Source organism: Paenarthrobacter sp. GQ52 (genome assembly GCF_059759005.1).
This window is the reverse complement of the sequence record NZ_JCAXEJ010000014.1, coordinates 1-23,754: the sequence shown is the minus strand read 5'-3', so window position 1 is coordinate 23,754 and position 23,754 is coordinate 1. Positions and strand designations below refer to the sequence as shown.

Here is a 23,754-nt window from a genome sequence, read left to right as displayed (position 1 = left end):
AAATCATTTCTACTGTTATGACGTGGATGCTGGATTCACTGGTCTTTGTAGACCTGGAACCCCCAAGGAATCTGTGAAATGGTCCGGGATGGGACTTGCATCACATCACCGGCTGGCAGTCGGTAGAAGCTCTATGGACGGCTCGGGTTTCAGGGTGGAATGGCGCTGTCACTTGAGCCTTGAGCGCGAAGTCCGCATAATCCCACACCATTTCGCTGACCCTCCATGTAGCCAGCAACCAGGAGCGGTTCCGGGGAGAGGCCCGGGTAGATGGCAGAATTCTGAGGCGCTTCTGAGCCCAACGACCAGATGTGACCACGAGATGATCATAACGCTGGTGCTCGCCCTCAGCGCAGACCTGTGGATCCCGTCGTCGTCGGTTTCGATACCGTTAGCGGGAGAGGTTGGATCGCCGCCTGTCTCGTCTGGATCCGCTTTTAGGATTGGTAGTAGTGCTCTTCGAGAGCCTTGATCAGCAGCTCGCGCTCTCCGGTCATCGCAGCGTCCAACAGCAACAGATGGCGGTCGGCCTGGTTGCCGGCGGTGCCCACGCCGCGCCGCATGATCGGCACCATCTGAACTGCTAGAAGTGATTCCAGACTCTGCCAGGCCTCGAACAGCTTGCCCTTGGGCTGTTGGCTCATCAGCGTCCCGTGGAAGTCGCGGTCCAGTCTCATCAGATCGTCGACGTCTTCCGGGAGGCGCAGCCCGCGCATGCGTTCCGCGATAGCCCTCAGCTCGTTTTCCGCGCTTTTGGGCAGGGGGAGCGCAGCGTGCAGGGCCGCTCTTCCCTCAAGTGCTGCGAAGACTTCCCCAATCTCAGCAATGTCGCTGTCGCTGAAGTAGCGAACCCGGGTGCCGGACCCTGGCGTGAACTCGACGAGGCCGGTTGACGCGAGACGTGTGAGGGCTTCGCGCACTGTGCCGCGGCTCACAGACAGGTCCTCGGCGAGCCTCGTCTCTACAAGATGCCGACCGGGGTCGAGGGTTCCAAGGATGATCTCCCTCCTAATGAGGTGCTCCACCTGGTCCACAAGCGTGGTTCGTTCCGAACCCCGTGGTGCAAGAGTCCTCGCAAGAGTTGTCCTTGCGGGCTCAGAGAAAGGCTTGCTCTCCATGCATTCACTCCCCTAGATGACTCACGGCAGCCACTCCGTTTCGAAGTGAGCCTTGACACAAGATTGTGAAACGATAATATCAAACAGTGACGTCCTACATGATTGTTAGACAAAGTAAGAGTAGCGATTCTTGGTGACGCCATTCCAGGCAGTGAAGCCGCTCGAACCCCGGAATTGCCACGCATCACCACGAGCCCCGCGGTTGTCGCGGAAGGACTCCTTATCGCTCTCACCTAGGAGGTTTGAATGAGCACTACCAGGAAGCGCGTCGCGGTCATAGGCCTGGGAACCGCTGGCAGTATGGCTGCTTGGCGCCTGGCCTCGCGGGGCGCGGATGTCGTTGGCTACGAGCAGTTCGGAACGGGCCACGACCGCAGCGCCCATGCCGGCGAATCACGGATCTTCCGGACCGCCTACTTCGAAGATCAGGACTACGCGCCTCTGATCCGCAGCGCGAAGGCCCTGTGGCGTCAGCTCGAGGCCGAGACCGGCACCGAGCTGCTCACCCTCACCGGCAACCTCATGCTGGGGGAAGCCTCGGCCGAGATGGCGAACGTCAGTGAATCCATTGATAAGTTCGGGGTCAACGCAGTGGCCATTCCCCTTGAAGAAGCACGCAAGCGGTGGCCCCAGCATCCCTTCCGCGCGGACGATGTCGTCGTCCTGGACCGCGAAGGAGGGTATCTCCGTCCGGAGCTGGCCGTCCTGAAAGCGGCCCGCAGGGCCGAGGCGCTTGGCGCCGAACTGCGGACCTACACCCCCGTCGAGGGGATCGAGGCCAAGGCCGACGGCGTCTGGGTCACGGCTGGTGGCCATAGCGAGCGTTATGATCATGCCGTGGTCACTCCCGGCCCCTGGGCCGGAAAGCTCTTCCTCGAGCTTGCGACCCTCATCGAGGCGCGCAAGGTGGTGTCGGCGTGGTTCGCCGGGAAGGAACCCGGAGCGTTTGATCCGGCACGCTTCCCGTGCTTTGTCCGGGCGACTCCACGGGAGTTCTACGGACTGCCGTGGATGGCCGGGAACGGGTTGAAGCTCGGTCTCTCCGGCGCGGTCAACCGGCCGGTTCCGGATCCCGACGCCCTCGACCGGACGGTTCCGCTGGACGAGGTGCAGACCTTCAGGGCACTCGTAGCCGAGTCCTTCCCGGGCCTCCACCCGGACCCGATCCGTGTCAGCGCCTACATGGAGGGCTATACCAGGGACGGACACGGAATTGTCGGGCGCCTCGGTGGTGAGGAACGCATCACCGCCGTCACGGGCCTGTCGGGCCACGGATTCAAGCTCGCTCCCGCACTCGGGGAGATCGCCGCCGACTATGCGCTCACTGGCTCGAGCGAGAACACCCTAGCGCTGCTGAACCCGGAGCGGTTCCTTGCAACGCCGACCGTAACGGAGAACCCGTGACGTGAGGCCCACGTTCCGGCCCTAAAACCGAGCCCCGTCATTATGGCAGTCCGACGCCGATGACGACGGGCGCGATGTCCACAAGACAAAGCACGGGCAGATTCTCGAAAAAGCCACCGGTGCTACTACCAGGCTTTCGCAAACAACCTCATCATCCCAACGAAATGATTCAAGGAAGCATCATGAAGACAGCACGAAAGGCCGCTGCCGCGGCTGCGGCCCTGGCCCTCCTCCTGACCCTGAACGCCTGCGGCACCGCTGCCAGCGGCGATTCTGCCAACCCCAGCCCCACTGAAATCGGGCTGAGGGACATCTCCGAGGGCGTCCAGCCCGATGCCAAGGCTGTGAGCCTGCTGCCGCAAAAGTACAAGGACAAGGGCGAGCTCACGGTCGCCGCTGACCCGAACAGCCCGCCGACCATCTTCCGCGCTCAGGATGGCGACACCCTCATCGGCCTCAATCCCGACATTACGCGGCTCATCGCCAAGAAGCTTGGGGTAAAGATCAAGTATGTGGAGGCGAAGTTCGACACGATGATCCCGGGCCTTGACGGGGGACGGTATGACTTCACCGTCTCGACCATGGCGAAGACCGATGAGCGGCTCAAGGTCGTGGACATGATCGACTACTTCAAGGCCGGCACATCCATCGGCGTGAACGCGGGAAACCCGCAGAACCTGAGCAACGAGACCCTGTGCGGGAAGAACGTCGCCGTCATCCAGGGCTCCACGGGGCAGCTCAAGCGCCTCCCGGCCCTGAATGAGATGACGTGCAGCTCTCAGGGCAAGCCGGCCATCAACGCCGTGACGCTGCCGAGCGTCCAGGAGGCGCTGGTTCAGCTGCACGCAAAGCGGGTCGACGGCGTCCTCTACGACACGACCGCACTCGCCTGGGCACAGACGCAGCAGCCGGGCTCGTTCAAGATGCTCACGCCAGCGCTGAATGTCGGGGGTACCGGCATCTGTGCTGTCGCCGTGAAGAAGGGTTCGGACCTGACTCCGGCTCTGCAGGCGGCAGTCCAGTCGATCCTTGGTACCCCGGAGTACAAGGAGTCCCTCAAGACCTGGGGCCTGGAGTTCGGGGCCATCACCGACGCCAAGCTCAACTAGCGGGTGGCCTGAATGACGACGGTTATCAAAAAAAGAAGCAAATCACCGATGGGGAGTATCGATGCGGCGCTGAAGCCGCGGCTCCGGGTTCGGACCCGCTCCGAGTACGCAGGGTGGATCCTGAGCATCCTGCTCGGCATCGGGATCCTCACCTCCGTCATGACCAATCCCAACTTCAAGTGGGACATCGTGGGCAGGTACTTCACGCATGAATCCATCCTGCGTGGGCTGATGCTCACCATCTTCCTCACGGTTGCGAGCATGGCCCTGGGAACGCTGCTGGGGCTGGGCCTGGCGATCATGCGCTCCTCGCGGGTGAAGCCGGTTTCGATCGCGGCAAATATCTACATCAACCTGTTCCGCGGCACCCCGGTGCTGGTCCAGCTGATTTTCTGGTTCAACATCTCCGCGCTGTACCCGGACCTGTTCCTCGGGATCCCGTTCACGGACATCGGCACCAAGATCGACATGAACGCCCTGATGGGGCCGATCACCGCGGCGCTGGTCGGGTTGACCCTGAACGAGGCCGCGTACATGGCCGAGATCATCCGCGGCGGGTTCTCCGCCGTGCCCAAGGGCCAGATCGAGGCCGCCGACTCCCTGGGCATGAGCGCCGGGACGCGGATGCGCAAGGTCATCATCCCGCAGGCGATGCCCTCGATCATCCCGGCGACCGGTAACCAGGTCATCGGCATGTTCAAGGGAACCTCGCTGGTCAGTGTGCTCGGCGTGGCCGAACTGCTCCAAAGCGCCCAGCTGATCTACGCCCGCACCTTCGACACCATCCCGCTGCTGATCGTCGCCAGCCTCTGGTACCTCATCATGACCCTGCTGCTGTCCTACCCGCAGTCCAAGCTCGAGCAGAAATACTCCCGCGCCACCTCCCGGCTTCCCCGGAAGGCGAAGAAAGCGGTTGTCCTGACAGAACCGGAAGAAGGTAACCTCCGATGAGCGCCGACGGCACCATTCACGCCCGCGGAATCCGAAAGTCTTTCGGCCCCAAGACGGTCCTGAAAGACATCAACCTGGAGATCGCCAGCGGAGAGATCTGCTGCATCATCGGCCCCTCCGGGTCCGGTAAATCCACCATCCTGCGCTGCATCAACGGCCTGGAAACCGTGGACTCCGGAGTCCTGAAGGTCAACGGCGAAGACTTCGGCTACTACGAAACCGATAACGCCTACCACGCCCTGCCGCCGAAGAAATTGGCCCAGCAGCGCACCCGGGTGGGCATGGTCTTCCAGTCCTTCAACCTGTTCCCGAACATGACCGCCCAGGAAAACATCATGTCCGGGCCCGTGCTGGTCAAGGGCGCTGACAAGAAAGAATCGGCCAAGCGGGCCAACGAATTGCTCGCCAGCGTCGGCCTGGCCGGGTTCGGGGACTACTACCCCGCCCAGCTCTCCGGCGGACAGCAGCAGCGTGTCGCGATCGCCCGGTCCCTGGCGATGGACCCGGAAATCATGCTCTTCGACGAACCGACCTCGGCCCTGGACCCCGAAAAGGTCGGCGAAGTCCTCGCCGTCATGAAGGACCTGGCCAAGAAGGGCATGACCATGGTCGTCGTCACCCACGAAATGGGTTTCGCCCGCGAAGTCTCCGATTCGCTGGTCTTCATGGACGAGGGCTACATCATCGAACGCGGCGATGCCCGCGAAGTCCTCGGCAACCCCCAGGAAGCCCGCACCCGGTCCTTCCTCGAGAAAGTGCTCTAAAGAAGGGACAGATGGAAGACTGGCCGTCATTGGCCTCGGTACCATCCGAAGCGCGGCGTTGTGGCAGGCTTCCCGTCTGACCGACTCGGTGGGCTTCGATGCGGAGTTACCTGCCCACGGCCGCAGTGCCGTGGGCAGGTAACTCACCAAGGACCTGGACTGTGCGCTGCGCACTGCGAAAGCCATCGAAGCGTGTGGCGTGATGATCAACGACTCCTCCGACTACCGTTTCGATGCGATGCCCTTCGGAGGCGCCAAGTACGGGAGCACGGGCCGCGAAGGGGCCAGGTTCGCCTACGAGCAGATGACACAGCCGAAAGTCGTGGCGATCGACTCATAGGCACAGATATCGAAGCATTGGAGTGAAATGTCAGAACTTACTGCCGAGCGATCATTGCGTGATCTGGAATGCTCCCGGTACCCGCACGATTCGAGGGAGGGTGCCGATGTCAAGAGCACTGTGCCGGCGCCTCTTGACCATATTGATGATGCGATACTCCGCGAACTGGAGGCGGATTCGCGGCTTACGGCAGATGCCGTCGCCGTTCGGGTTGGGACCAGCACAGAAGAATGCGCGATTCGCATTGCGAAACTGGAGAAAACTGGCCACATAGGGGGCTACACACTCGTGCGGGATTACCCTGCCCCTGCACTGCGCCCAATCTCTGCCGTGATCAGAGTGGTTCAAGACCACACACACACAGGCGCCGACCTCATGCGCTCTCTGGACTACATCCCGGAAATCGTCACCGCGGAAGTCCTTCAGGACGACCGTTGCCTGCTCCTGAGGGTTCACGTCAAAGAGCCTGCCCGCATTGAGGCGATCGCCAGCGGGCTGCGAGTCCAGTCGGCTGTTGTGTCGGTGGATGTGAGCAGAACGACGATTGTTCTCTCGTACCCGCGGCTCATGGCGAGGCCGCCGTTGTAAGGCGACAGGACGTGATGAAACAGAAATTTAGTCCGACACCGCGACATCAGGAATCCTACCCAGAACCTGAGGTTCCCCGGGACCTCCGTCGTGCCGCGGCGATCCCGACCATGAACCGAGAAGGTATGGCATCTACGACTTCAGTACTCAACGGAAGCACAGGGGATCGGCACTCTGGCAGAAGCAGGATCGAGAAGGATTTGATCGGAGCCGGGGAGATCCCGGCTGATGTGTATTGGGGCATTCACACGCTCCGCGCACTCCAGAACTTTCCCGTCACCGGCATCCGGATCTCCTCGTACCCTGTACTGGTAACGGCGCTTGCCCAGATCAAGCGGGCCGCCGTGCTGGGGAACCTGGACCTCGGCCTGATGAGTGAGGAAAAGAAGGATGCCATCGCCCAGGCCTGCCGAGAGATCGAGCAGGGCCAGCTCCTTGACCAGTTCGTCGTCGATGTCATCCAAGGCGGGGCCGGGTCACCCTCGGTCATGAACGTGAACGAGGTGATCGCCAACCGCGCCCTCGAGATTCTCGGCCACCACCGCGGCGCATATGCGTTCATTCATCCGCTGAGCGACGTGAATATGCGGCAGTCCACGACCGAGGTCTATGCCATGGCCATCCAGATAGCGGCCATCAAGAGCGGCCTCGAGCTTCTCCCGGCGATGGCATTTCTCCGCGGGCAACTGGCCCGGAAGGCCCTGGAGTTCGAGGGTATGGCCACGGTCAGCCCAACGCCGGCTCAGGATCCCCTGCCCATGACGCTGGCGCAGGAGTTCAGGATGTGTGCGGCGATGGTGAACGAGGACGAACGAAGCATCCGAGAAGCGCTCGTCCCAGTCCATGAGTTCAACCTCGGAGGGACAGCCAATGGCACCGGCACCAACACACACCCGGAGTATGCATTAGCCCATTTGCGGCAGATCACCGGCCTGCCCCTTGAAGCAGGCGGCGCTGACCCGGAGGAGCACCAAGCCTGCAGTGCCTTCGTACTCTTCTCGGGGGCGCTCAAGCGAACTGCAATCAGGCTCTCAGGAATTTGCAGCAACCTTCGGCTACTCTCCTCCGGGCCTTGGACGGGGCTGGCGGGGATCAATCCCGCCATTCCCGAAGCCGTCAATCAGGTCGCTTTCAACATCGTCGGCAACGATCTGACGATCACGATGGCGGCCGAAGAAGGACAGGGGCAATCCAGCGTCTTCAAGCCAATCATCGCGCAGTCTCTGCTGGCCAGTCTCGCCCACCTCACGTCCGCGTGCACGACCCTTGCAGAGCACTGCATCAGCGGAATCACAGCCGACAATCATGTCCGCCCCCAAACCAAGGAGAGCAACAGTGCCCTGAGGCAGATCCCGCCGTACGACTTGACGGCCGCAACCTCGAGAACGATGAAACACACCACGGGCGCCGAGCCTAAAAGGGCTAAAGGCCTCAGCACAAGAACGTCAATTGACGAACCGTAAATGAAGATGCGGGCGGCGTAGAAGAAGTCGCACCGCACTACGAGGGGCACAGTCCCGGAATGGAGGACCTTATGGTCAAGGCAACTGTTATCAGCGATACCGCGAACGTCTATCCCGGCGAGCATGTCCTGAAGGCAACTTCGCGGACCCCTGGCCAGACGGAGGTTTCCCTTCGTGCCTGGGAGGGGCAGGGGATCAGGGCGGGCCTGTGGGAAGTCACTCCGGGGATCTTCTCGAGCATTCGGGACGGGCACCACGAGATCTGCCAAATCATCAGCGGAGCGGCCACCATTGAGGAGACCGACGGCAGCACCTTTGAAATCGGCCCCGGGTCGCTGTTCGTGACCCCTGCTGGTTGGGAGGGTACGTGGACGGTCCACGAGACCCTCCGAAAGATTTGGATCGTAGCGGATATCAAGGAGGAAAGCCGTTGAGTACGACATTCGAGACCGTGACAGCGTTGATCAGCCCGGACGCCGGAAGTATCCAGGAAGCCGATCGGGTCATCGGTAGCCTGGCTCTCCCTGCACATGGCGTTGCCGTGCATGATCCTGCCACAGGGGAGACGATAGCCCACGTCCGGGACGATGATGTGGAAAAGGCTCTGATGGCTGTCAGTGAAGCAGACCGTGCCGGCAAGGTCTGGTCCCGGACCACGTCCCGCCAGCGTGCAGACGTGCTTCACGCCTGGTATGACAAACTGATTGACCACGCCGAGGACCTCGCTCACCTGATTTCCCGGGAGATGGGCAAACCGCTCGCTGAGGCCCGGGGCGAGGTCAAATACGGGACGGACTTCGTGCGCTGGTACGCGGAAGAATCCGTGCGGCCAGCGGGCAGCTTCCGTGAATCACCCGACGGTGCGGCAAACATTCTGACCCGCCGTTCCCCTGTGGGGCTGGCGGTGCTGATTACGCCGTGGAACTTCCCGCTGGCGATGGCGACACGAAAGATTGCCCCCGCTCTTGCGGCTGGGTGCCCTGTCGTGATCAAACCAGCGACCCTGACACCGCTGACGACGTACTTTACGGTGCAGCTTGCGGTTGAGGCAGGAGTTCCCGAGGACCTGGTGCAGGTCATCACCACGTCCGATTCCCGGGCTTTCAGCGAAACGGTTCTCAGCGACTCGAGAGTGCGGAAGGTTTCATTCACCGGATCAACCCCAGTCGGCCGTCAGTTGCTGCAACTGGCCTCACGGAACGTGCTTCGAAGTTCCATGGAACTGGGTGGAAACGCGCCACTCATTGTCTTCGACGACGCAGACCTGCAGCGTGCCGTCGATGGGACATTTGCAGCAAAACTCCGAAACGGCGGTCAGTCCTGCATTGGTGCCAACCGCATCTATGTCCAGGACGGCATCGCGGATGACTTCGTCGCCGCCCTCACAGAACGGTTCAAGCAGGTCACGGTCGGAAGCGGTCTTGGCAAAGGCACCCAGCTCGGCGCGCTAATCGACGACCGCGCGGTAAACCAGATGAAGGCCTTCACCCGCAATGCCCTCGATCTGGGCGCCGAGCTGGTTACGGGTGGTCACGCATACTCCTCGGCGGGTCACTTCTTTGCTCCGACACTGCTCGACAGAGTCCCGGAAGAATCGGACGTCGCCACATCGGAGATCTTCGGCCCGATCGCAGCGATTCAACGGTTCAGCTCCGAGGCAGAAGTCATCACCCGGGCCAACGCAACAGAGTTCGGTCTGGCAGGCTATCTCTTCACCGAGAATCTGGACCGCGCATTCAACGTCGCCGACAGACTCGAAACGGGAATCGTGGGCATCAACCAGGGAGTGCCATCCAACGCCACCGCCCCGTTCGGAGGCATCAAGCAATCCGGACTCGGCCGCGAAGGCAGCTCCGAAGGACTCGAAGAGTATCAAAACATCCGCTTTTACAACGTCGCCCGCCGCGCCACAGCCTAAAACTTGCAGGCAATACCCGAAACGGCCGTACCGTCTTCCAGACCTGGGCGACGCTTTCATGGCCTTCCCAGGACGTCGCGACAGCCTGACGGGGCCAACGACAGGGGGTGGGTGGAAAATCGCGCTTCCACCCGCCCCATAGACGGGGCTGGTGAAGCGCGGCAGAGTTCACCCCTTTGCTGTCTTCATTCTGGCAATCAGCTGGTATCCGATCGCCAAATACAGCGGCTGCGCTGATCAGGGCTCGGGCAACGCTGAATGGAAAAGTCGTGAAACACCTAGCGAGAAAGAGAGCAACAATGACAGCTACCTCGTCCACCCTCCTCACGGGCAGTAGCCGTGTGAAGCGGGGCATGGCGGAGATGCTCAAGGGCGGCGTCATCATGGACGTCGTCAACGTCGAACAGGCCCGCATCGCCGAAGACGCCGGTGCCGTTGCCGTGATGGCGCTCGAGCGCGTCCCGGCCGACATCCGCGCCCAGGGCGGCGTGTCCCGCATGTCCGATCCCGACATGATCGAGGAGATCATCGACGCCGTCTCCGTGCCGGTCATGGCCAAGGCCCGGATCGGCCACTTCGTCGAGGCGCAGGTCCTGCAGTCCCTCGGCGTGGACTACATCGACGAGTCCGAGGTCCTGACCCCGGCCGATTACACCAACCACATCGACAAGTGGAACTTCACCGTTCCGTTCGTCTGTGGAGCCACCAACCTCGGTGAGGCGCTGCGCCGCATCAACGAGGGCGCGGCGATGATCCGCTCCAAGGGCGAGGCCGGTACCGGGGACGTCTCCAACGCCACCACGCACATGCGCCAGATCCGTGCCGAGATCCTCAAGCTCGCGGCCCTGCCGGAGGACGAGCTGTACGTCGCGGCTAAGGAACTGCAGGCCCCGTGCGAACTGGTCAAGGAAGTTGCCGCCACCGGCAAGCTTCCCGTGGTGCTGTTCACCGCCGGCGGCATCGCCACCCCGGCCGACGCGGCCATGATGATGCAGCTCGGCGCCGACGGCGTGTTCGTCGGCTCGGGCATCTTCAAGTCCGGCAACCCGGCCCAGCGCGCCGCCGCCGTCGTGAAAGCCACCGCTTTCTTCGACGACCCCGACATGATCGCCAAGGCCTCCCGCGGTCTGGTGAAGCCATGGTCGGCATCAACGTCGACGAAATCCCGCAGCCGCACCGCCTCGCCGAACGCGGCTGGTAGGTGATATTCGATGATTACCACGATCGAACCAGGGCGATACTTCCACGTCAGGGGGAACACTCAAGGCCAAATTGATGACGATCTGAATACTGCGGTGGAGAAGGCTCGTGCTCATGCTCTCGAAGAAGGCTGGCTGGGCATTCTCGTGACGCGGCACGGTCCGGACATTTACACCGTGGCCCTGAGTTCCATGGTCCCCTACGGCCAGACTTTCGAACGCGACGATTGGGTCCCTGTCGACACTGGAGTCGTTTTATGACATCAGTTTTGGCCTGGCCATGGGCGCACAGGGTGTCGGCGTCGAGGAGAACAAGCACGCTGGGCCCCAGTCCCAAGCACCGCACTCCTGCGGCGACTGGCCAGCCCACCTCGTACCGCTAACTTGAGATCAGACTGAAAGGTCATGGTTATGGAACTTACTCTCAACAATGGCGTCACGATGCCGGCCCTCGGGCTGGGCGTCTTCCAGAGTCCGCCGGAGCAAACGACGGCGGCTGTCGAGGCCGCGCTGGCAGCTGGCTACCGTCACATCGATACCGCGGCCGCATACGACAATGAGCGGGAAGTCGGCGAAGGCATAAGGAGGTCCGGCCTCGATCGATCCGAAGTGTTCATAGAGACGAAGGTCTGGGTCAGTGACTACGGCTACGAGCAGACCTTGCACGCCTGGGAGAAGTCAACCGCCAAACTTGGCGTCGATTATCTGGACATGCTCATCCTGCACCAGCCCGCACCGGACCGCTTCGAAAAGACCACCGCCGCATACAAAGCACTTGAGACCCTGCTCGGCGACGGGCGTGTGCGGACGGTCGGCGTCAGCAACTTCATGCCTCACCACCTCGAGCAACTGCTCGGGAGGACCAACATCGTCCCGGCCATCAACCAGATCGAACTGCATCCCTTCTTCACACAGCCGGCCGTGCAGGCAGCGAATGCAAAAAACGGCATCCTCACCCAGGCATGGTCACCGATCGGTGGCGTCACTTTCTACCCTGGCTTTGGAGAGAACCGCAAGATGAACGTGATGGAAGACCCGTCGATCGTCGCCATAGCGCTTGCCCACGCTAAAAGCCCAGCCCAGGTTATGCTGCGTTGGCACCTGCAACAGGGCCGCTCAGCCATCCCGAAGTCGACCAACCCGGCACGCATCGCGGAGAACTTCAACGTATTCAAATTCGAACTCAGCGCGGGCGAACTTGCAAGCATCGATGCGCTCGACCTAGGAGAGCGCCATGGACCGGACCCGGACGTGCCGCGGCCAACTAGCTTCGCGAGGGTGATTCCCGGGGCGTAGAACTGGAGCCGTTTTACTCACTCATCATTTCCGGGTAAGGACGGGGATATTCCACTCGCCATGCTCGCTGTGATCCGGGAGTTCATCTACGACGTCGCGCATTCCGTCTCCTCTGCTGTACCCGGTCAACTGGCATCGGACTGGAGAATGCCGCCGACCTCATCAAGGACCTAGACGCCGCGCTGTCCTTGCAGGTGCATGCGCGGGCGAGAGCGGAGGGGACCAATATGGCCCGTGGTTACCACTCACTCGACCTGCACCCCGAGCTTTCGCGGCCCAGCGCATGTCCACACGGGTTGACGGTGCTCTGCGCTCGTCGCTCCGGCGGTGAAGGCCTGCCTGCTCTTCATATGCCGTATCCCGCCTTGTTGGCTCCAGACGTGAGTCGGATCCGCAGGCGCCAGCTGTCTCCACGTCGAGCGCTGCGAACCGTTAAACAAAGTGCTCCCGCCTAGCCGGCGGGGACTGCGTGTTCTTGTGAGCGAGGGTGACGTGCGGCCGCTTCCCAGCACGGTCTGGTTCGGCCTAAACGAAGTAGTCCGGCGTCAGTAAACACTGGTGTAAAGTCAGGCTGATGCCGGTCAGTCCCAGGTCTGGCCGCACCAGCAGCGGCCATCCTCGTGCTCCTAGATGACGAGAACCCGTTCTTCTCCGAGCAGGATGATGTCTTCATAGCTGAGCAGGCCTCCAGTGCAGTGCCGGGGGTCCGGTCTCGAGGCCCCGGCCTCAGATGTGCATGTCGCACTCCGGCTCTGCTGAGACTCCCACTCTCCAGAACATCTCGTCCGCATGTCCGTGAGTCAGACCTCCATCGCGTGCCAGAGGCCGCTGTCCGTATCGACTTCGACTCCTGGTCCCTGCTGCCGCAGAAGAGCGCGGTGCTGCGAGTCCCATAGTGTGGTGGCATTCCCACCAGGCGCTTGGAGGAGGCTGCGTGCGACGTAATGGGTGAAGTGGCCGAAGCCCAGACCGATACCGCGTAGGTGCTCGAGACGATCGTTGATCGCTTCGACCGGACCGTTCGATGCGCCTCCACGCTTGTAGAACGCCGGCACCTGAGCCCGTCCGGGCCGCAGCGTCCTGCCCAGCCGGGCAAGCTCTTCAAGCCCTTCCGGCAGGCCCCCGCGCAACTGCTCATTCACTTTCTGCATGCCACGCTTGCTGGTCCACCCATCGGTATGCTGAAAGGCGTCGATGACGTCCTGGTACGCCAGGTAAGTGACGTCCAAAGCAACCTGATCATCGTGGTCGGCCCGCAGGCGTTCCAGCCAGGCGGAGCCCGGCCGGGGGCATCCTGACGGTCTCAGATCGAGAGTCGTCACAGCCGAGTGACAGTCCCAAAACCAAGGAGAAGCATCCATGAACAAGAACGAGCTGGCCCAGTTGGGCCTCGACACGGATGGCCTTACGCCGGACGCAGACTACGTCCCGAACCCCTTCACCGCCGATGACGGTGTGCACGTCGACCTCGTGTACCGCGCGTACCTGCAGCTCGAGCAGATCAACGCGCTGGGCGGTATCAGCCTGCTCGGCGGCTCGCGCGAGCGGCTGGATGACATCTATGGCGGACTTGAGGATGGCATGGATCTAATGACGGCGGTGGCGCGCTTTGGCGACGATGAGCAGCAGCATCGCGCCCAGCAGCTCATCGCGGCAGGGAAGATCAGCGGCTCCTGACACGCCTCGACGTAACCCCGACAGCTCAGGCTGTCGGGGTTCTTTCTTTTCGTCATGCAGACCGAGCTGGCGAGAACCCCTGGATTTGCCGGGGCCCGGCATGCGTCGCGCGGACATCAACTGAACCAGGCGAGCGCTGATCAGCGGGCTCACACTGGTGGTCGGCAAAGTTCCTAGCCCGACGCCGCTCAATGCCAGATCTCTCCGCACCAGCAGCGGCCATCCTCGTGCTCCTGGATGACGAGAACCCGTTCTTCTCCGAGCAGGATGATGTCTTCATAGCTGAGTATGCCTCCAGTGCAGCATCGGCGAACGGCTGCGGGCAGAAGCGTCTTGTTCTATGTGGAAAACCGCAGGTAACGGCATCGGAGCGCTCTGCCCGTGAGCCTCCTGTGACCACCACCGAAACCTGACCGGCGGCGAACCAGGGACGAGCCTCCAGTGCCGGGAACGTACGCGGACGCACCACCAACTCTTTCCCTCACCCTCGACGGCGAGTTTGGCCGGCGTGCGCTGTCGGAACTCGAGAGTTAGTGAGTATGTGGTGATCGCAGTAGGAGGGGCTGATTGTGGTGATTTTGCAGGGATCTTTTCTCCTCGAAATTGAGCGCACCAATACACCGCTGCGCGGACCCCCGGGGGCCGGCAAGACCATGCTGGCTGAGCGTTTGCCGGGCTTGCTCCCGGATTTGGCCGATACAGCGGCAATGGAAGTTACGGCTATCCGATCGTTGGCCGCTGTCCAGTCGTCTACGGTGCGGCTCGTCCGCAGGCCGCCCTTCGAAAATCCCCACCACAGTGCCACCGCCGCTGCCATCATCGGTGGAGGCTCAGGGCTTCCCCGGCCCGGGGCGGCCTCGCGTGCACATCGGGGCGTGTTGTTCCTGGACGAGGCCCCGGAGTATGAGCGCCGGGTACTGGATGCCCTCCGTCAACCGCTGGAGAGCGGAGAGCTGGTCATCCATCGCTCAGCGGGAACTGCGGCATACCCGGCACGGTTTCAGCTCATACTTGCCGCAAATCCCTGCCCCTGCGGAAAAGCCTCCGGCAAAGGCATGGACTGCACGTGCACGGCAATGATGCGGCGCAGGTATTTCGGACGAATCTCAGGGCCGCTGTTGGACCGCGTGGATATTCAATTGCAGGTTGAACGGGTGTCCTTGGCCGATTTCGGCCATGCGGGTGAAGAAGAAGATACCCGCATCGTCGCGGAACGTGTATTGGCAGCCAGGGAACGCCAGCTTGAGCGACTGCTGGCCATGGGGCTTGAAACGAATTCACAAGTGCCGGGGCGAACCTTGCGGGGTGAATTGCGGCTGCCTCCCGGGACCACCCGGATTCTGGACACTGCGCTGGAACGGGGCACCCTCACTGCGCGCGGCTACGACCGCGTACTCCGGCTGGCATGGACGCTGGCAGATCTCGCGCACAGCGATACGCCGGACATGGATCACATAGGCCAAGCACTGGGCCTGCGCCAAGCTGCAGCTGCGACATGAGAAATACCGACACGAAGGGATTCACATCAGTGGCCGAATTGGGGAAGCAAGACAAAGAACGCATAGCCAGGGCAGCATTGGCCCGGCTCATGGAACCTCAGGACTCCGTAGGCCTCGCATTGGTGAGGGCAGTAGGCGCCGTGGAGGCTTTGGGTGTTGCAAGCGGCGAGCTGAGAACAGGTCAAAGCCTGGAACAGGAGATCTCGTCATTGCTTGTTGACGGAGGAGGAGCATCGTCGTGGGCAGGACTTCCGGCCAGCCTTCGGCGATGGGCACCGCGCGTCGCCGACCTTGCGCCGGACCGCGATTTGGAGACCATGCGTCGTTTGGGTGGGAGATTGATCATCCCCGGTGATGACTTGTGGCCCGGGCAGTTGGCAGACCTGGGACTCCAGGAGCCGCTTTGTTTGTGGTGGCGGGGACAGGAGCGGCAGTTGCCCTCCGCCCGCCAAACCATCGCCCTGGTGGGTTCCAGGGACAGCACCAATTACGGAGCATCCGTCACAGGTGATCTCGCTTACGGCTTGGCGCAACGCGGTTATACCGTGGTTTCCGGTGGTGCCTATGGCATCGACGCTCACGCACATCGTGGAGCCTTGAGCGGCGGAGTCGCCAGCGTGCCCACCATCGCAGTCATGGCAGGAGGTGTGGACCGTTTCTACCCATCGGGTAACGAGGACCTTCTTCGCGCAGTGTCCATTCAAGGTTCTGTCATCTCTGAGGTACCACCTGGATCGGCTCCAACCCGTTACAGGTTCCTTCAACGGAACCGGATCATTGCCGCCTTGGCATCAGTGACGGTGGTAGTGGAGGCACGCTGGAGATCGGGCGCCCTCAACACAGCGCACCATGCTGAAACCATTGGAAGGGTTGTTGCTGCTGTCCCGGGTTCCATCCACAGTGCCAATTCGGCAGGCTGTCACCGCCTACTCCGGGATGGGGGAGCAATCTGTGTTACCGACGTCGGCGAAATTGCCGAGCTTGCCGGCGCCATAGGAGAAGCCACAAGCGAGGAAAAGGACTCAGAGGCAGCGGTGCACGATGGCCTGTCCTTGGAGGACCTCATTCTTCTGGACGCACTTCCTCTCCGGTCCACCAGCTCGGTGGAAAAGCTGACTGTGGTGGCAGGACTGAGCGCGGATTCCGTGAGGGCCGGCCTGGGTCGGTTGGGGTTGCTGGGTTTGGCCGGCTCGGAAGGGGGAGGGTGGAAACGGGTCAAAAATGCTTAGTCCGTCAAGGAGAAGCATGTTGATGCACCTTCTTTGTACTGGTAACTGGCACAGTGTGAAGGGTGGACGGACAATCGCTACCAGCACCCCTTCAAGATGCAGTCGATGGCTTTCGGCGGTATTTGGAGGGCGAACGTGCCAGGTCTGCGCACACAGTCCGTGCCTACCTTGCCGATGTCGAGAGTCTCCTTGGCTTCGCCGTGCAGGAAGGAGTCAAGGAACTTGGGGAATTGGAGTTGGGCTCCCTGCGTCGGTGGCTTGGCGCGCAGAGTGAGGCCGGCATGGCCCGGGCCACGTTGGCGCGCCGGGCCGCAACCGCGAGGTCGTTCACGGGCTGGGCGCTCCGGGAGGAACTTATCCAGACGGACCCTGCGGTCCGTCTGCAGGCACCCAAGCGGGACAAGTCCCTGCCCGGAGTCCTCCAGCAACAGCAGGTCTCCCGGATGGTGGATGACCTGAACTCTGCAGCCGCCGAGGGGGACGCCATGGCTTTGCGCAACAGGGCCATGGTGGAACTCTTGTATGCGACGGGAGTCCGCGTTGGGGAACTAGCGGGGCTCGATATAGATGACCTTGATCCTGATCGTCGTACGCTCCGCGTGCTGGGCAAGGGTAACAAGGAACGCACTGTTCCGTTCGGCGTACCAGCGGCTGTTGCTGTGGACGATTGGCTCAGGCGGGGTCGACAGGCAGTGGTAACAGCCACGAGCGGACCTGCCTTGTTCCTGGGCGTGCGTGGCAACCGTGTTGATCCCCGCCAAATCCGGGCAGTGGTCAGCCAATTGCTGCAGGCGCTGGGCGACACATCCGCCACAGGGCCGCACGCACTCAGGCACAGCGCGGCCACCCACTTGCTGGATGGAGGAGCAGATTTGCGGGCTGTTCAGGAGATCCTTGGTCACAGCAGCCTGGCAACCACACAGATCTATACCCACGTGTCCGTGGACCGACTCCGGAAGAGCTACCAACAAGCGCACCCGAGAGCCTGAGTATGCGCCCCAAGGGCGCCACTGGCGGAAAAGTGCAGCGTACGGCAAAATGAAAGCACCACGGGGAAACCTTCAATTCACGGTTGAGGGTTACATCTGTGCCAATATCGTCTGTAGTACTACAACTGAATAGCCTGTCAGGGCCCGCATGAGTTTCATGGCATCCGGCAGCAACAGCAAAACATCCAGGCAGAGGTCGTTGGGGAAGACGTACCTACAGCTATGGAGGATGGAATGTCTGTTGCAACAACCCGCGGTGTCTTGTTCGTGCACTCGGCCCCAACGGCCCTTTGCCCGCATGTTGAATGGGCCATCGGATCGGTCGTGGATAAGCGAACCGATCTTGAGTGGACCCCTCAACCGGCTGCGCCAGGAATGTTCCGGGCGGAGTTGTCGTGGACCGGGGCGCCCGGTACGGGAGCGCAATTGGCATCAGCCCTGAGGGGTTGGGCCCATTTGCGCTACGAGGTGACCGAAGAACCCAGCCAAGGGGTGGATGGAGCGCGCTGGTCGCACACCCCCGAGCTGGGTATTTTCCATGCTGTCACCGACGTGCACGGCAATATCATGGTGACGGAGGACCGCATCCGCTACGCCTATGAGTCCGGTGCAGGGGATCCCTCCGCGGTTTACCACGAGCTCTCATTAGCGCTCGGTGAAGCGTGGGATGAGGAACTCGAGCCCTTCCGCCACGCAGCTGAAGGTGCTCCCGTGCGCTGGTTGCACCAAGTCGGTTAACAGCAATCGATCCAGAGCACTGACTCAAAAACGTCTCCCATAGCAATGAGAAGGGCCCCACCTGTTGGTGGGGCCCTTCTCATGTCTCATCGAGGCAGTGGTGAAAGCCGGACTTAGACGTTCCGGACTGCGATGACGGCGTTGTGGCCACCGAAGCCGAAGGAGTTGCTCAATGCCACGATGTCGCCACTGGGCAAGTCACGGGCAGACGTCACAACATCGAGTGGGATCTCAGGATCCTGGTTTTCGAGGTTGATGGTGACCGGTGCCTTACGTTCGTAGACGGCAAGTACGGTCAGAACAGCTTCAACGGCCCCTGAAGCGCCCAGGAGGTGGCCCATTTGCGACTTCGTAGCGGAGACTGCCACGTTGTCCACGTGGGTCCCCAGGGCGGCGCGCAGGGCTGTGTACTCGGGCTTGTCGCCAACAGGAGTCGAGGTAGCGTGCGCGTTGACGTGGACCACGTCCTCCGCCTGGATCCGCCCATCGAACATAGCGGCCTTCAGTGCACGGGTAGCGCCCAGACCCTCAGGGTCCGGTGCTGTGATGTGGTAAGCGTCTGCTGTCACGGACGTTCCGGCAAGCTCGGCATAAATGCGCGCGCCGCGGGCGATGGCGTGCTCCTCGGCTTCCAGTACCAGCGCACCGGCACCTTCGCCCATGACGAAACCGTCGCGATCAATGTCGTAGGGGCGCGAGGCGCGCTCCGGCTCATCATTGCGACGGGACAAGGCCTGCATGGAAGAGAAGGCGGCCAGCGGCATCGGGTGGATGGCAGCTTCAGCGCCACCGCAAACCACAACGTCTGCTTTGCCGGACCGGATCAGGTCCAAGCCAAGGTGGAGGGCCTCTGTGCCGGAAGCGCAGGCCGAGACGGGAGTGTGCGCGCCGGCCCGGGCGCCGAGGTCGAGGCTGACTGCCGCTGCCACACCGTTGGGCATGAGCATGGGGACGGTCATCGGCAGGACCCTGCGGGGGCCCTTCTCCCTGAGCGTGTCCCAAGCATCAAGGAGCGTCCAGACGCCGCCGATGCCTGTGGCGAATGCCACGGCGAGGCGGTCGTGGTCGATTTCTTCAATCCCCGAGTCGGACCAAGCCTCACGGGCTGCAATGACGCCAAACTGGGTGGAGGGGTCCATGCGCTTTGCCTCAACGCGGCTCAGGACCTCAAGTGCCGGCGTCGAGGCCCGGGCAGCAAAGTGGACGGGGAGGTCGTACTTGGCCACCCACTCGTCGCCGAGCGTGCGGGCGCCGGACACCCCTTTCAGCGCGTTCTGCCACATTGTGGGTACGTCGCCGCCGATGGGAGTGGTGGCCCCCAGACCGGTTATGACTACTTTGCGTGCCATGCGATCACTCTCTGTCGGATAGCCGTCCCGCATGCGCGGTTCACAGGGGGAGGCATGAAAATCTATGGGTGTTACTGCGGCTGTGCCGGGCGCAAGGATAGGAATCCCGGCCCGGCACAGCTGGTGTCAGGACTAGGCCTGTGCGTTGGCGATGAAGCTGACGGCGTCGCCGACGGTCTTGAGGTTCTTGACCTCTTCGTCCGGGATGCGAACGCCGAACTTCTCTTCAGCGTTGACGACGATGGTCATCATCGAGATGGAGTCGATGTCCAGGTCCTCGGTGAAGGACTTGTCCAGCTCCACGGCTTCGGTTGCAAGGCCCGTTTCTTCGTTGACGATTTCAGCCAGGCCGGCCAGGATCTCTTCGTTGCTAGCCATTGTTGGCTCCTTTTCTTGTTGTACCGGCTACTGCCGGAAAGGGGGCAAACCGCGGGTTGCGGCTTGGGTATGTAAGTCGTATTCAGTTGGCTGGTGGTAGCCGGGACGTGTCCCGGTCTACGGCAGAACCACTACCTGGGCGCCGAAGACCAGTCCGGCACCGAAGCCGATCTGCAGTGCCAGGCCGCCGCTCAGCTCAGGGTTCTCCTGAAGCAAGCGGTGCGTTGCCAAGGGGATGGATGCCGCCGACGTGTTTCCCGCCTGGGCGATGTCGCGGCCGATGACAACAGATTCGGGAAGCTTGAGCTTCTTGACCATCTCGTCGATGATGCGCATGTTGGCCTGGTGGGGAACGAAAGCAGCGAGGTCGCTGGCTTCGATGCCGGCGGCATCCAAAGCCTGCTGGGCTACCTTGGCCATTTCCCAGACTGCCCAGCGGAAAACGGTCTGGCCGTCCTGGCGCAGGGTGGGCCAAACGTCCTGAGTCGCGGAGAGGATGGCGGGGTCGTCGATTTCGTCCGAGTGGCGGGCAGATTCGCCGAGTTTCTTGACATCTTCCAAGGAGTGGGTCATCCCGATCGCGTCCCACTTGCTGCCATCGGAGCCCCAGACCGAAGGTCCGATGCCGGGGGTATCGGACGGGCCGACCACCACAGCGCCGGCGCCGTCGCCGAGGAGGAACGAGATGGTCCGTTCGTGGTTGTCGATGACGTCTGAGAGTTTCTCGGCGCCGACCACGAGAACGTACTCGGCAGCGCCGGAACGGACAAGGGCATCAGCCTGGGCCACGCCGTAGCAGTACCCTGCGCAGGCGGCCGAGATGTCGAAGGCCGGTGCCGGCGTCGCGCCCAATCGGTCGGTAAGCGCAGCGGCAGCGGAGGGAGTCGCGTACGGGTGTGTCACGGTGGACACGATGACGGCACCCAGCTGGGACGGTTCAATTCCTGCCTGCTTGAGGGCCTCACGTGCGGCGCCTTCGGCCATGTCGATCACGCTGACATCCGCGGCTGCACGATGACGGGTGATGATGCCGGTGCGCTGGCGGATCCACTCGTCCGAGGAGTCAATCCACTGGCACACGTCGTCGTTTGTGACGATGACGTCCGGCCGGTAGGCACCGATGCCCAGAATGCGTGCATTCTCGTTGACAGCAGCCTTGTTGAGTACTGGAGTGCTCATGCCTGCCCCTCCAATTCAGCAAAGAGTGCGAGAGCCGCGGAGAGATCCTCCGGGGTTTTGACAGCAACCGTCTTGACGCCGGGCATGCCGCGCTTGGCTAGCCCTGCGAGCGTGCCGGCAGGGGCAAGTTCGATCACACCGGTGACGCCGCGTTCAACCAGGGTTTCCATGCACTGATCCCAGCGGACCGGGCGTGAGACCTGCGCGATCAGGCTTTCGACTGCGGCAGACCCTTCTGTGACTTCCTTGCCATCGTAGTTCGACAACAGCGGAACTGCCGGGTTTCGCGGCGACAGGGACGGCTTGAGGGCCTCAAGGGCGCTGACTGCCGGTGCCATGTGGGAAGTATGGAAAGCGCCAGCCACCTTGAGGGGAATGACGCGGGCCTTCGCTGGCGGGTTGTCCGCCAAAGCCTTGAGTTGCTCGAAGGTACCTGCAGCGACTGTTTGTCCCGCGCCGTTGACATTGGCTGGTGTGGCACCCGCGGCAGTAATTGCCGACAGGACCTCGGCCGGGTCTCCGCCCACAACGGCGCTCATGCCCGTGGGGGTCACTGCGGCTGCTGCAGCCATGCTGTTGGCCCGCTCCCGAACGAAGCTCATGGCCTCGGCCTCGGTGAGGACGCCCGCGAGGGCTGAGGCCGTGATTTCGCCCACCGAGTGCCCGGCGAGGATGACGGGAAGGGTGCTGAGTTCGACATCGAACAAGGACTTGGCAGCAACCAGGCCGGCGGCGACGATCAATGGCTGCGCTACGGCAGTGTCCTTGATGGTCTCTTCATCCGAGGTGGTTCCGTGGGCCTTGAGGTCAATGCCTGCGATTTCGCTCAGTACGGCCAATTGGCCTTCGACGGAGGGGAGTTCCAGCCAAGGGGCCAAAAATCCGGGGGTCTGGGAGCCCTGTCCAGGGCAGACGATTGCAAGCACGTATCCAGCTTTCCAAATTGCCACGTGATCCACTGGTGTTTTGGTACACCAAGCTCACTGGGTCAGTTTGTAGGAAGTCTACAACGGTTCAGTTCTGTGAACGTGACGCGTGACGTTCGGCGGCGGCTTTCGGTTGGGCCGAAAGGCGCCCCACCACCAACGCCGTTTGCAGCACAAACGCTTCCCTGGGGAGGAGCGGATCCCAGCCTGTCACATCGCAGACACGCTTCAAACGGTAGCGCACGGTGTTGGCATGGACGAATAGTTCGCGTGCCGTGGCTTCCAGCGAGTGGCCGAGCTCCAAGTACGTGCCCAGGGTCTCCACGAGCCCGTTTGAGGCCGCCAGCAGGGGCCTGTAAATGTTCTTGATCAGTGACCTGCGCGCGGCGTCATCACCGGAAACGACACGCTCGGGGAGGAGGTCGTCTGCAGCAACAGGCCGTGGCGCGGACGGCCATGCACGGGCTGCGGTCAGCCCTGCGAATGCCGCTTGGGCGGAACTGCTCGCCTCAAGCAACGAGCCTGCTTCCGGGCCGTAAACCACAGCCCCTGGTGCAAAGAGCTCACTGAGCTTGACATAGGCTGTGTCGCGGTCCTGCACCCCGCCAAGGATCAAGATGAGCCGGTCGCCCTGGATTCCCACCAGTGCATCCTCGGCGAAGCGGCCGGCGGTACGGCGAAGCTCACTGACATAGCTGGCGCTGGGCTCCGACGGCGAATTTCCCACCATCACGGTGAATCGCTCCTGCGCTTTCCAACCAAGGGCTGCGATCCTGGACCTTAACGCATCGGTGTTCTCGCCTCGCAAAATGGCGTCAACGATCAACGCTTCCAACCGCGTATCCCAGGACCCGCGGGATTCCGCAGCCCGCGCATAAACATCAGCGGCCGCGAAAGCTACTTCCCGTGAATAGCGCAATACGGCTTCCCGGAGTGACGGCTGGTCCGATTCCGGGGCAATTACGGGCACCTGGTCCTCGACGACTTCCACCACGATGCGGATCAGCTGCAGGGCCTTTTGCAGGCTGATGGAACGAGTCAGTTCCGTGGGGGCGTTGCCAAAGACGTCTGTGAGGATCCACGACGGCGAACTGGGCCGTTCGTACCACGTCACGAAGGCCGCGATGCCGTTCTGGGCCACCAGGCCCAAGGCCGAGCGTTCATCGGAGCTCAGGCGGCCATACCAGGGCAGCGATTTCTCGAGCTGGCGCATGGTGCTGGTGGACAGCTGGCCCACGTTGGCGCGGAGTTGCCGAAGGGTTTCAGCCTTTTCGGGTGACAATGCCTGGGATGCTGCCTTGCGCTTGGTGGTTGTTTTGCTCGGCTCTGCCATGGAACGAGCATACGGCCCATCACGGACAAGCTCCATTTGTGAGAAGGCTACAACTCGTGTTGTTGCTGGTCACGTCCTTGGCATGTATGTCCTAACCCGCTTAACGCCCGACGGCGGCCCCCACCTTTCGGTGAAAGCCGCCGTCGCGGATATTGCTGTCGCTGCTTTTGCCGCTAATTACCCGACGAACAGTTAGGCGTCGCCGCCTGCTCCGCCGGTGGTGCCGGCGTTCACATCCAGAAGCCGGTACTTTTCGATCGCCTTTTCCAGCGCACCTGCTTCAACTTCTCCCTTGGCGGCGAGGAGT

General features: G+C 62.2%; 22 protein-coding genes and 3 pseudogenes. 18 read left to right on the top strand and 7 right to left on the bottom strand.

Annotated elements, in window-relative coordinates; genetic code table 11:
- Positions 1 to 437: 437 nt before the first annotated feature.
- Positions 438 to 1,118, bottom strand: a complete 681-nt coding sequence (locus AC6CH8_RS16465) for a GntR family transcriptional regulator (protein ID WP_498191517.1) — start codon at positions 1,116 to 1,118, stop codon at positions 438 to 440.
- Between the two features lie 246 nt (positions 1,119 to 1,364).
- On the opposite strand from AC6CH8_RS16465, the gene solA reads away from it, so the two are divergent.
- From solA to AC6CH8_RS16405, 12 genes and pseudogenes are all read left to right on the top strand, one after another.
- Entirely contained in the window at positions 1,365 to 2,522 is a 1,158-nt protein-coding gene (gene solA / locus AC6CH8_RS16460) for an N-methyl-L-tryptophan oxidase (protein WP_498191516.1), read from the top strand.
- A gap of 182 nt (positions 2,523 to 2,704) precedes the next feature.
- Entirely contained in the window at positions 2,705 to 3,631 is a 927-nt protein-coding gene (locus AC6CH8_RS16455; RefSeq protein ID WP_498191515.1) for an ABC transporter substrate-binding protein, read from the top strand.
- Positions 3,632 to 3,679: 48 nt separating this feature from the next.
- Positions 3,680 to 4,582, top strand: a complete 903-nt coding sequence (locus AC6CH8_RS16450; RefSeq protein ID WP_498191514.1) for an amino acid ABC transporter permease — start codon at positions 3,680 to 3,682, stop codon at positions 4,580 to 4,582.
- Positions 4,579 to 5,346: an amino acid ABC transporter ATP-binding protein gene (locus tag AC6CH8_RS16445; protein WP_498191513.1), complete on the top strand. Its 768-nt coding sequence runs from the start codon at positions 4,579 to 4,581 to the stop codon at positions 5,344 to 5,346. The genes AC6CH8_RS16450 and AC6CH8_RS16445 overlap by 4 nt, the downstream gene beginning before the upstream one ends.
- A gap of 145 nt (positions 5,347 to 5,491) precedes the next feature.
- Positions 5,492 to 5,686, top strand: a pseudogene (locus AC6CH8_RS16440) (aldehyde dehydrogenase family protein); the annotation flags it as partial.
- Positions 5,687 to 5,713: 27 nt separating this feature from the next.
- A complete protein-coding gene (locus AC6CH8_RS16435) occupies positions 5,714 to 6,274 on the top strand; it encodes an Lrp/AsnC family transcriptional regulator (RefSeq protein WP_498191512.1) in 561 nt (186 codons plus the stop codon).
- 125 nt (positions 6,275 to 6,399) lie between these two features.
- On the top strand, positions 6,400 to 7,737 hold the full coding sequence (locus AC6CH8_RS16430; RefSeq protein ID WP_498191511.1) for a lyase family protein: 1,338 nt from the start codon (positions 6,400 to 6,402) through the stop codon (positions 7,735 to 7,737).
- 71 nt (positions 7,738 to 7,808) lie between these two features.
- On the top strand, positions 7,809 to 8,171 hold the full coding sequence (locus AC6CH8_RS16425; protein WP_498191510.1) for a cupin domain-containing protein: 363 nt from the start codon (positions 7,809 to 7,811) through the stop codon (positions 8,169 to 8,171).
- A complete protein-coding gene (locus AC6CH8_RS16420; protein ID WP_498191509.1) occupies positions 8,168 to 9,655 on the top strand; it encodes an NAD-dependent succinate-semialdehyde dehydrogenase in 1,488 nt (495 codons plus the stop codon). The genes AC6CH8_RS16425 and AC6CH8_RS16420 overlap by 4 nt, the downstream gene beginning before the upstream one ends.
- 299 nt (positions 9,656 to 9,954) lie before the next feature.
- A pseudogene (gene pdxS, locus AC6CH8_RS16415) lies at positions 9,955 to 10,856 on the top strand (pyridoxal 5'-phosphate synthase lyase subunit PdxS).
- A 10-nt stretch (positions 10,857 to 10,866) separates the two neighbouring features.
- On the top strand, positions 10,867 to 11,115 hold the full coding sequence (locus AC6CH8_RS16410) for a hypothetical protein (protein WP_498191508.1): 249 nt from the start codon (positions 10,867 to 10,869) through the stop codon (positions 11,113 to 11,115).
- Positions 11,116 to 11,265: 150 nt separating this feature from the next.
- The gene (locus AC6CH8_RS16405) at positions 11,266 to 12,150 is read left to right on the top strand and encodes an aldo/keto reductase (RefSeq protein ID WP_498191507.1); all 885 of its coding nucleotides are present in this window, start codon (positions 11,266 to 11,268) and stop codon (positions 12,148 to 12,150) included.
- 800 nt (positions 12,151 to 12,950) lie between these two features.
- Here AC6CH8_RS16405 and AC6CH8_RS16400 read toward each other — a convergent pair.
- Positions 12,951 to 13,472, bottom strand: a complete 522-nt coding sequence (locus tag AC6CH8_RS16400; protein WP_498191506.1) for a transposase — start codon at positions 13,470 to 13,472, stop codon at positions 12,951 to 12,953.
- Between the two features lie 37 nt (positions 13,473 to 13,509).
- Here AC6CH8_RS16400 and AC6CH8_RS16395 point away from each other — a divergent pair, with 37 nt between their 5' ends.
- From AC6CH8_RS16395 to AC6CH8_RS16370, 6 genes and pseudogenes are all read left to right on the top strand, one after another.
- Positions 13,510 to 13,827 (top strand): hypothetical protein, encoded by a 318-nt coding sequence (locus AC6CH8_RS16395; protein ID WP_498191505.1) that lies wholly within the window; start codon positions 13,510 to 13,512, stop codon positions 13,825 to 13,827.
- 191 nt (positions 13,828 to 14,018) lie between these two features.
- Positions 14,019 to 14,240 (top strand): hypothetical protein, encoded by a 222-nt coding sequence (locus tag AC6CH8_RS16390; protein ID WP_498191504.1) that lies wholly within the window; start codon positions 14,019 to 14,021, stop codon positions 14,238 to 14,240.
- Positions 14,241 to 14,450: 210 nt separating this feature from the next.
- A pseudogene (locus AC6CH8_RS16385) lies at positions 14,451 to 15,326 on the top strand (YifB family Mg chelatase-like AAA ATPase); the annotation flags it as partial.
- Entirely contained in the window at positions 15,323 to 16,555 is a 1,233-nt protein-coding gene (dprA, locus tag AC6CH8_RS16380) for a DNA-processing protein DprA (protein ID WP_498191503.1), read from the top strand. The pseudogene AC6CH8_RS16385 and the gene dprA, both read left to right, overlap by 4 nt.
- A 62-nt stretch (positions 16,556 to 16,617) precedes the next feature.
- Positions 16,618 to 17,544, top strand: a complete 927-nt coding sequence (locus AC6CH8_RS16375; RefSeq protein ID WP_498191502.1) for a tyrosine recombinase XerC — start codon at positions 16,618 to 16,620, stop codon at positions 17,542 to 17,544.
- Positions 17,545 to 17,778: 234 nt separating this feature from the next.
- Positions 17,779 to 18,282 carry a DUF3145 domain-containing protein gene (locus tag AC6CH8_RS16370; RefSeq protein ID WP_018776197.1) on the top strand — a complete coding sequence of 168 codons (504 nt, stop codon included), beginning with the start codon at positions 17,779 to 17,781 and terminating at the stop codon, positions 18,280 to 18,282.
- A gap of 113 nt (positions 18,283 to 18,395) precedes the next feature.
- Here AC6CH8_RS16370 and AC6CH8_RS16365 read toward each other — a convergent pair whose 3' ends face one another.
- From AC6CH8_RS16365 to AC6CH8_RS16345, 5 genes are all read right to left on the bottom strand, one after another.
- Positions 18,396 to 19,631, bottom strand: a complete 1,236-nt coding sequence (locus AC6CH8_RS16365) for a beta-ketoacyl-[acyl-carrier-protein] synthase family protein (RefSeq protein ID WP_498191501.1) — start codon at positions 19,629 to 19,631, stop codon at positions 18,396 to 18,398.
- Positions 19,632 to 19,763: 132 nt separating this feature from the next.
- On the bottom strand, positions 19,764 to 20,009 hold the full coding sequence (locus AC6CH8_RS16360) for an acyl carrier protein (protein WP_011692310.1): 246 nt from the start codon (positions 20,007 to 20,009) through the stop codon (positions 19,764 to 19,766).
- Positions 20,010 to 20,126: 117 nt separating this feature from the next.
- Positions 20,127 to 21,188 (bottom strand): beta-ketoacyl-ACP synthase III, encoded by a 1,062-nt coding sequence (locus AC6CH8_RS16355; RefSeq protein ID WP_091468082.1) that lies wholly within the window; start codon positions 21,186 to 21,188, stop codon positions 20,127 to 20,129.
- Entirely contained in the window at positions 21,185 to 22,114 is a 930-nt protein-coding gene (locus tag AC6CH8_RS16350) for an ACP S-malonyltransferase (protein WP_178997597.1), read from the bottom strand. The genes AC6CH8_RS16355 and AC6CH8_RS16350 overlap by 4 nt, the downstream gene beginning before the upstream one ends.
- Before the next feature lie 88 nt (positions 22,115 to 22,202).
- Positions 22,203 to 23,447, bottom strand: a complete 1,245-nt coding sequence (locus AC6CH8_RS16345) for a PucR family transcriptional regulator (protein ID WP_091468076.1) — start codon at positions 23,445 to 23,447, stop codon at positions 22,203 to 22,205.
- Between the last annotated feature and the right edge of the window lie 307 nt (positions 23,448 to 23,754).

Bases quoted from the DNA above. Each gene is read 5' to 3' on its own strand.
- AC6CH8_RS16465 (WP_498191517.1), bottom strand. From the start codon at position 1,118: ATGGAGAGCAAGCCTTTCTCTGAGCCCGCAAGGACAACTCTTGCGAGG.
- solA (WP_498191516.1), top strand. From the start codon at position 1,365: ATGAGCACTACCAGGAAGCGCGTCGCGGTCATAGGCCTGGGAACCGCT.
- AC6CH8_RS16455 (WP_498191515.1), top strand. From the start codon at position 2,705: ATGAAGACAGCACGAAAGGCCGCTGCCGCGGCTGCGGCCCTGGCCCTC.
- AC6CH8_RS16450 (WP_498191514.1), top strand. From the start codon at position 3,680: ATGGGGAGTATCGATGCGGCGCTGAAGCCGCGGCTCCGGGTTCGGACC.
- AC6CH8_RS16445 (WP_498191513.1), top strand. From the start codon at position 4,579: ATGAGCGCCGACGGCACCATTCACGCCCGCGGAATCCGAAAGTCTTTC.
- AC6CH8_RS16435 (WP_498191512.1), top strand. From the start codon at position 5,714: ATGTCAGAACTTACTGCCGAGCGATCATTGCGTGATCTGGAATGCTCC.
- AC6CH8_RS16430 (WP_498191511.1), top strand. From the start codon at position 6,400: ATGGCATCTACGACTTCAGTACTCAACGGAAGCACAGGGGATCGGCAC.
- AC6CH8_RS16425 (WP_498191510.1), top strand. From the start codon at position 7,809: ATGGTCAAGGCAACTGTTATCAGCGATACCGCGAACGTCTATCCCGGC.
- AC6CH8_RS16410 (WP_498191508.1), top strand. From the start codon at position 10,867: ATGATTACCACGATCGAACCAGGGCGATACTTCCACGTCAGGGGGAAC.
- AC6CH8_RS16405 (WP_498191507.1), top strand. From the start codon at position 11,266: ATGGAACTTACTCTCAACAATGGCGTCACGATGCCGGCCCTCGGGCTG.
- AC6CH8_RS16395 (WP_498191505.1), top strand. From the start codon at position 13,510: ATGAACAAGAACGAGCTGGCCCAGTTGGGCCTCGACACGGATGGCCTT.
- AC6CH8_RS16390 (WP_498191504.1), top strand. From the start codon at position 14,019: ATGCCAGATCTCTCCGCACCAGCAGCGGCCATCCTCGTGCTCCTGGAT.
- dprA (WP_498191503.1), top strand. From the start codon at position 15,323: ATGAGAAATACCGACACGAAGGGATTCACATCAGTGGCCGAATTGGGG.
- AC6CH8_RS16370 (WP_018776197.1), top strand. From the start codon at position 17,779: ATGTCTGTTGCAACAACCCGCGGTGTCTTGTTCGTGCACTCGGCCCCA.
- AC6CH8_RS16365 (WP_498191501.1), bottom strand. From the start codon at position 19,631: ATGGCACGCAAAGTAGTCATAACCGGTCTGGGGGCCACCACTCCCATC.
- AC6CH8_RS16360 (WP_011692310.1), bottom strand. From the start codon at position 20,009: ATGGCTAGCAACGAAGAGATCCTGGCCGGCCTGGCTGAAATCGTCAAC.
- AC6CH8_RS16355 (WP_091468082.1), bottom strand. From the start codon at position 21,188: ATGAGCACTCCAGTACTCAACAAGGCTGCTGTCAACGAGAATGCACGC.
- AC6CH8_RS16345 (WP_091468076.1), bottom strand. From the start codon at position 23,447: ATGGCAGAGCCGAGCAAAACAACCACCAAGCGCAAGGCAGCATCCCAG.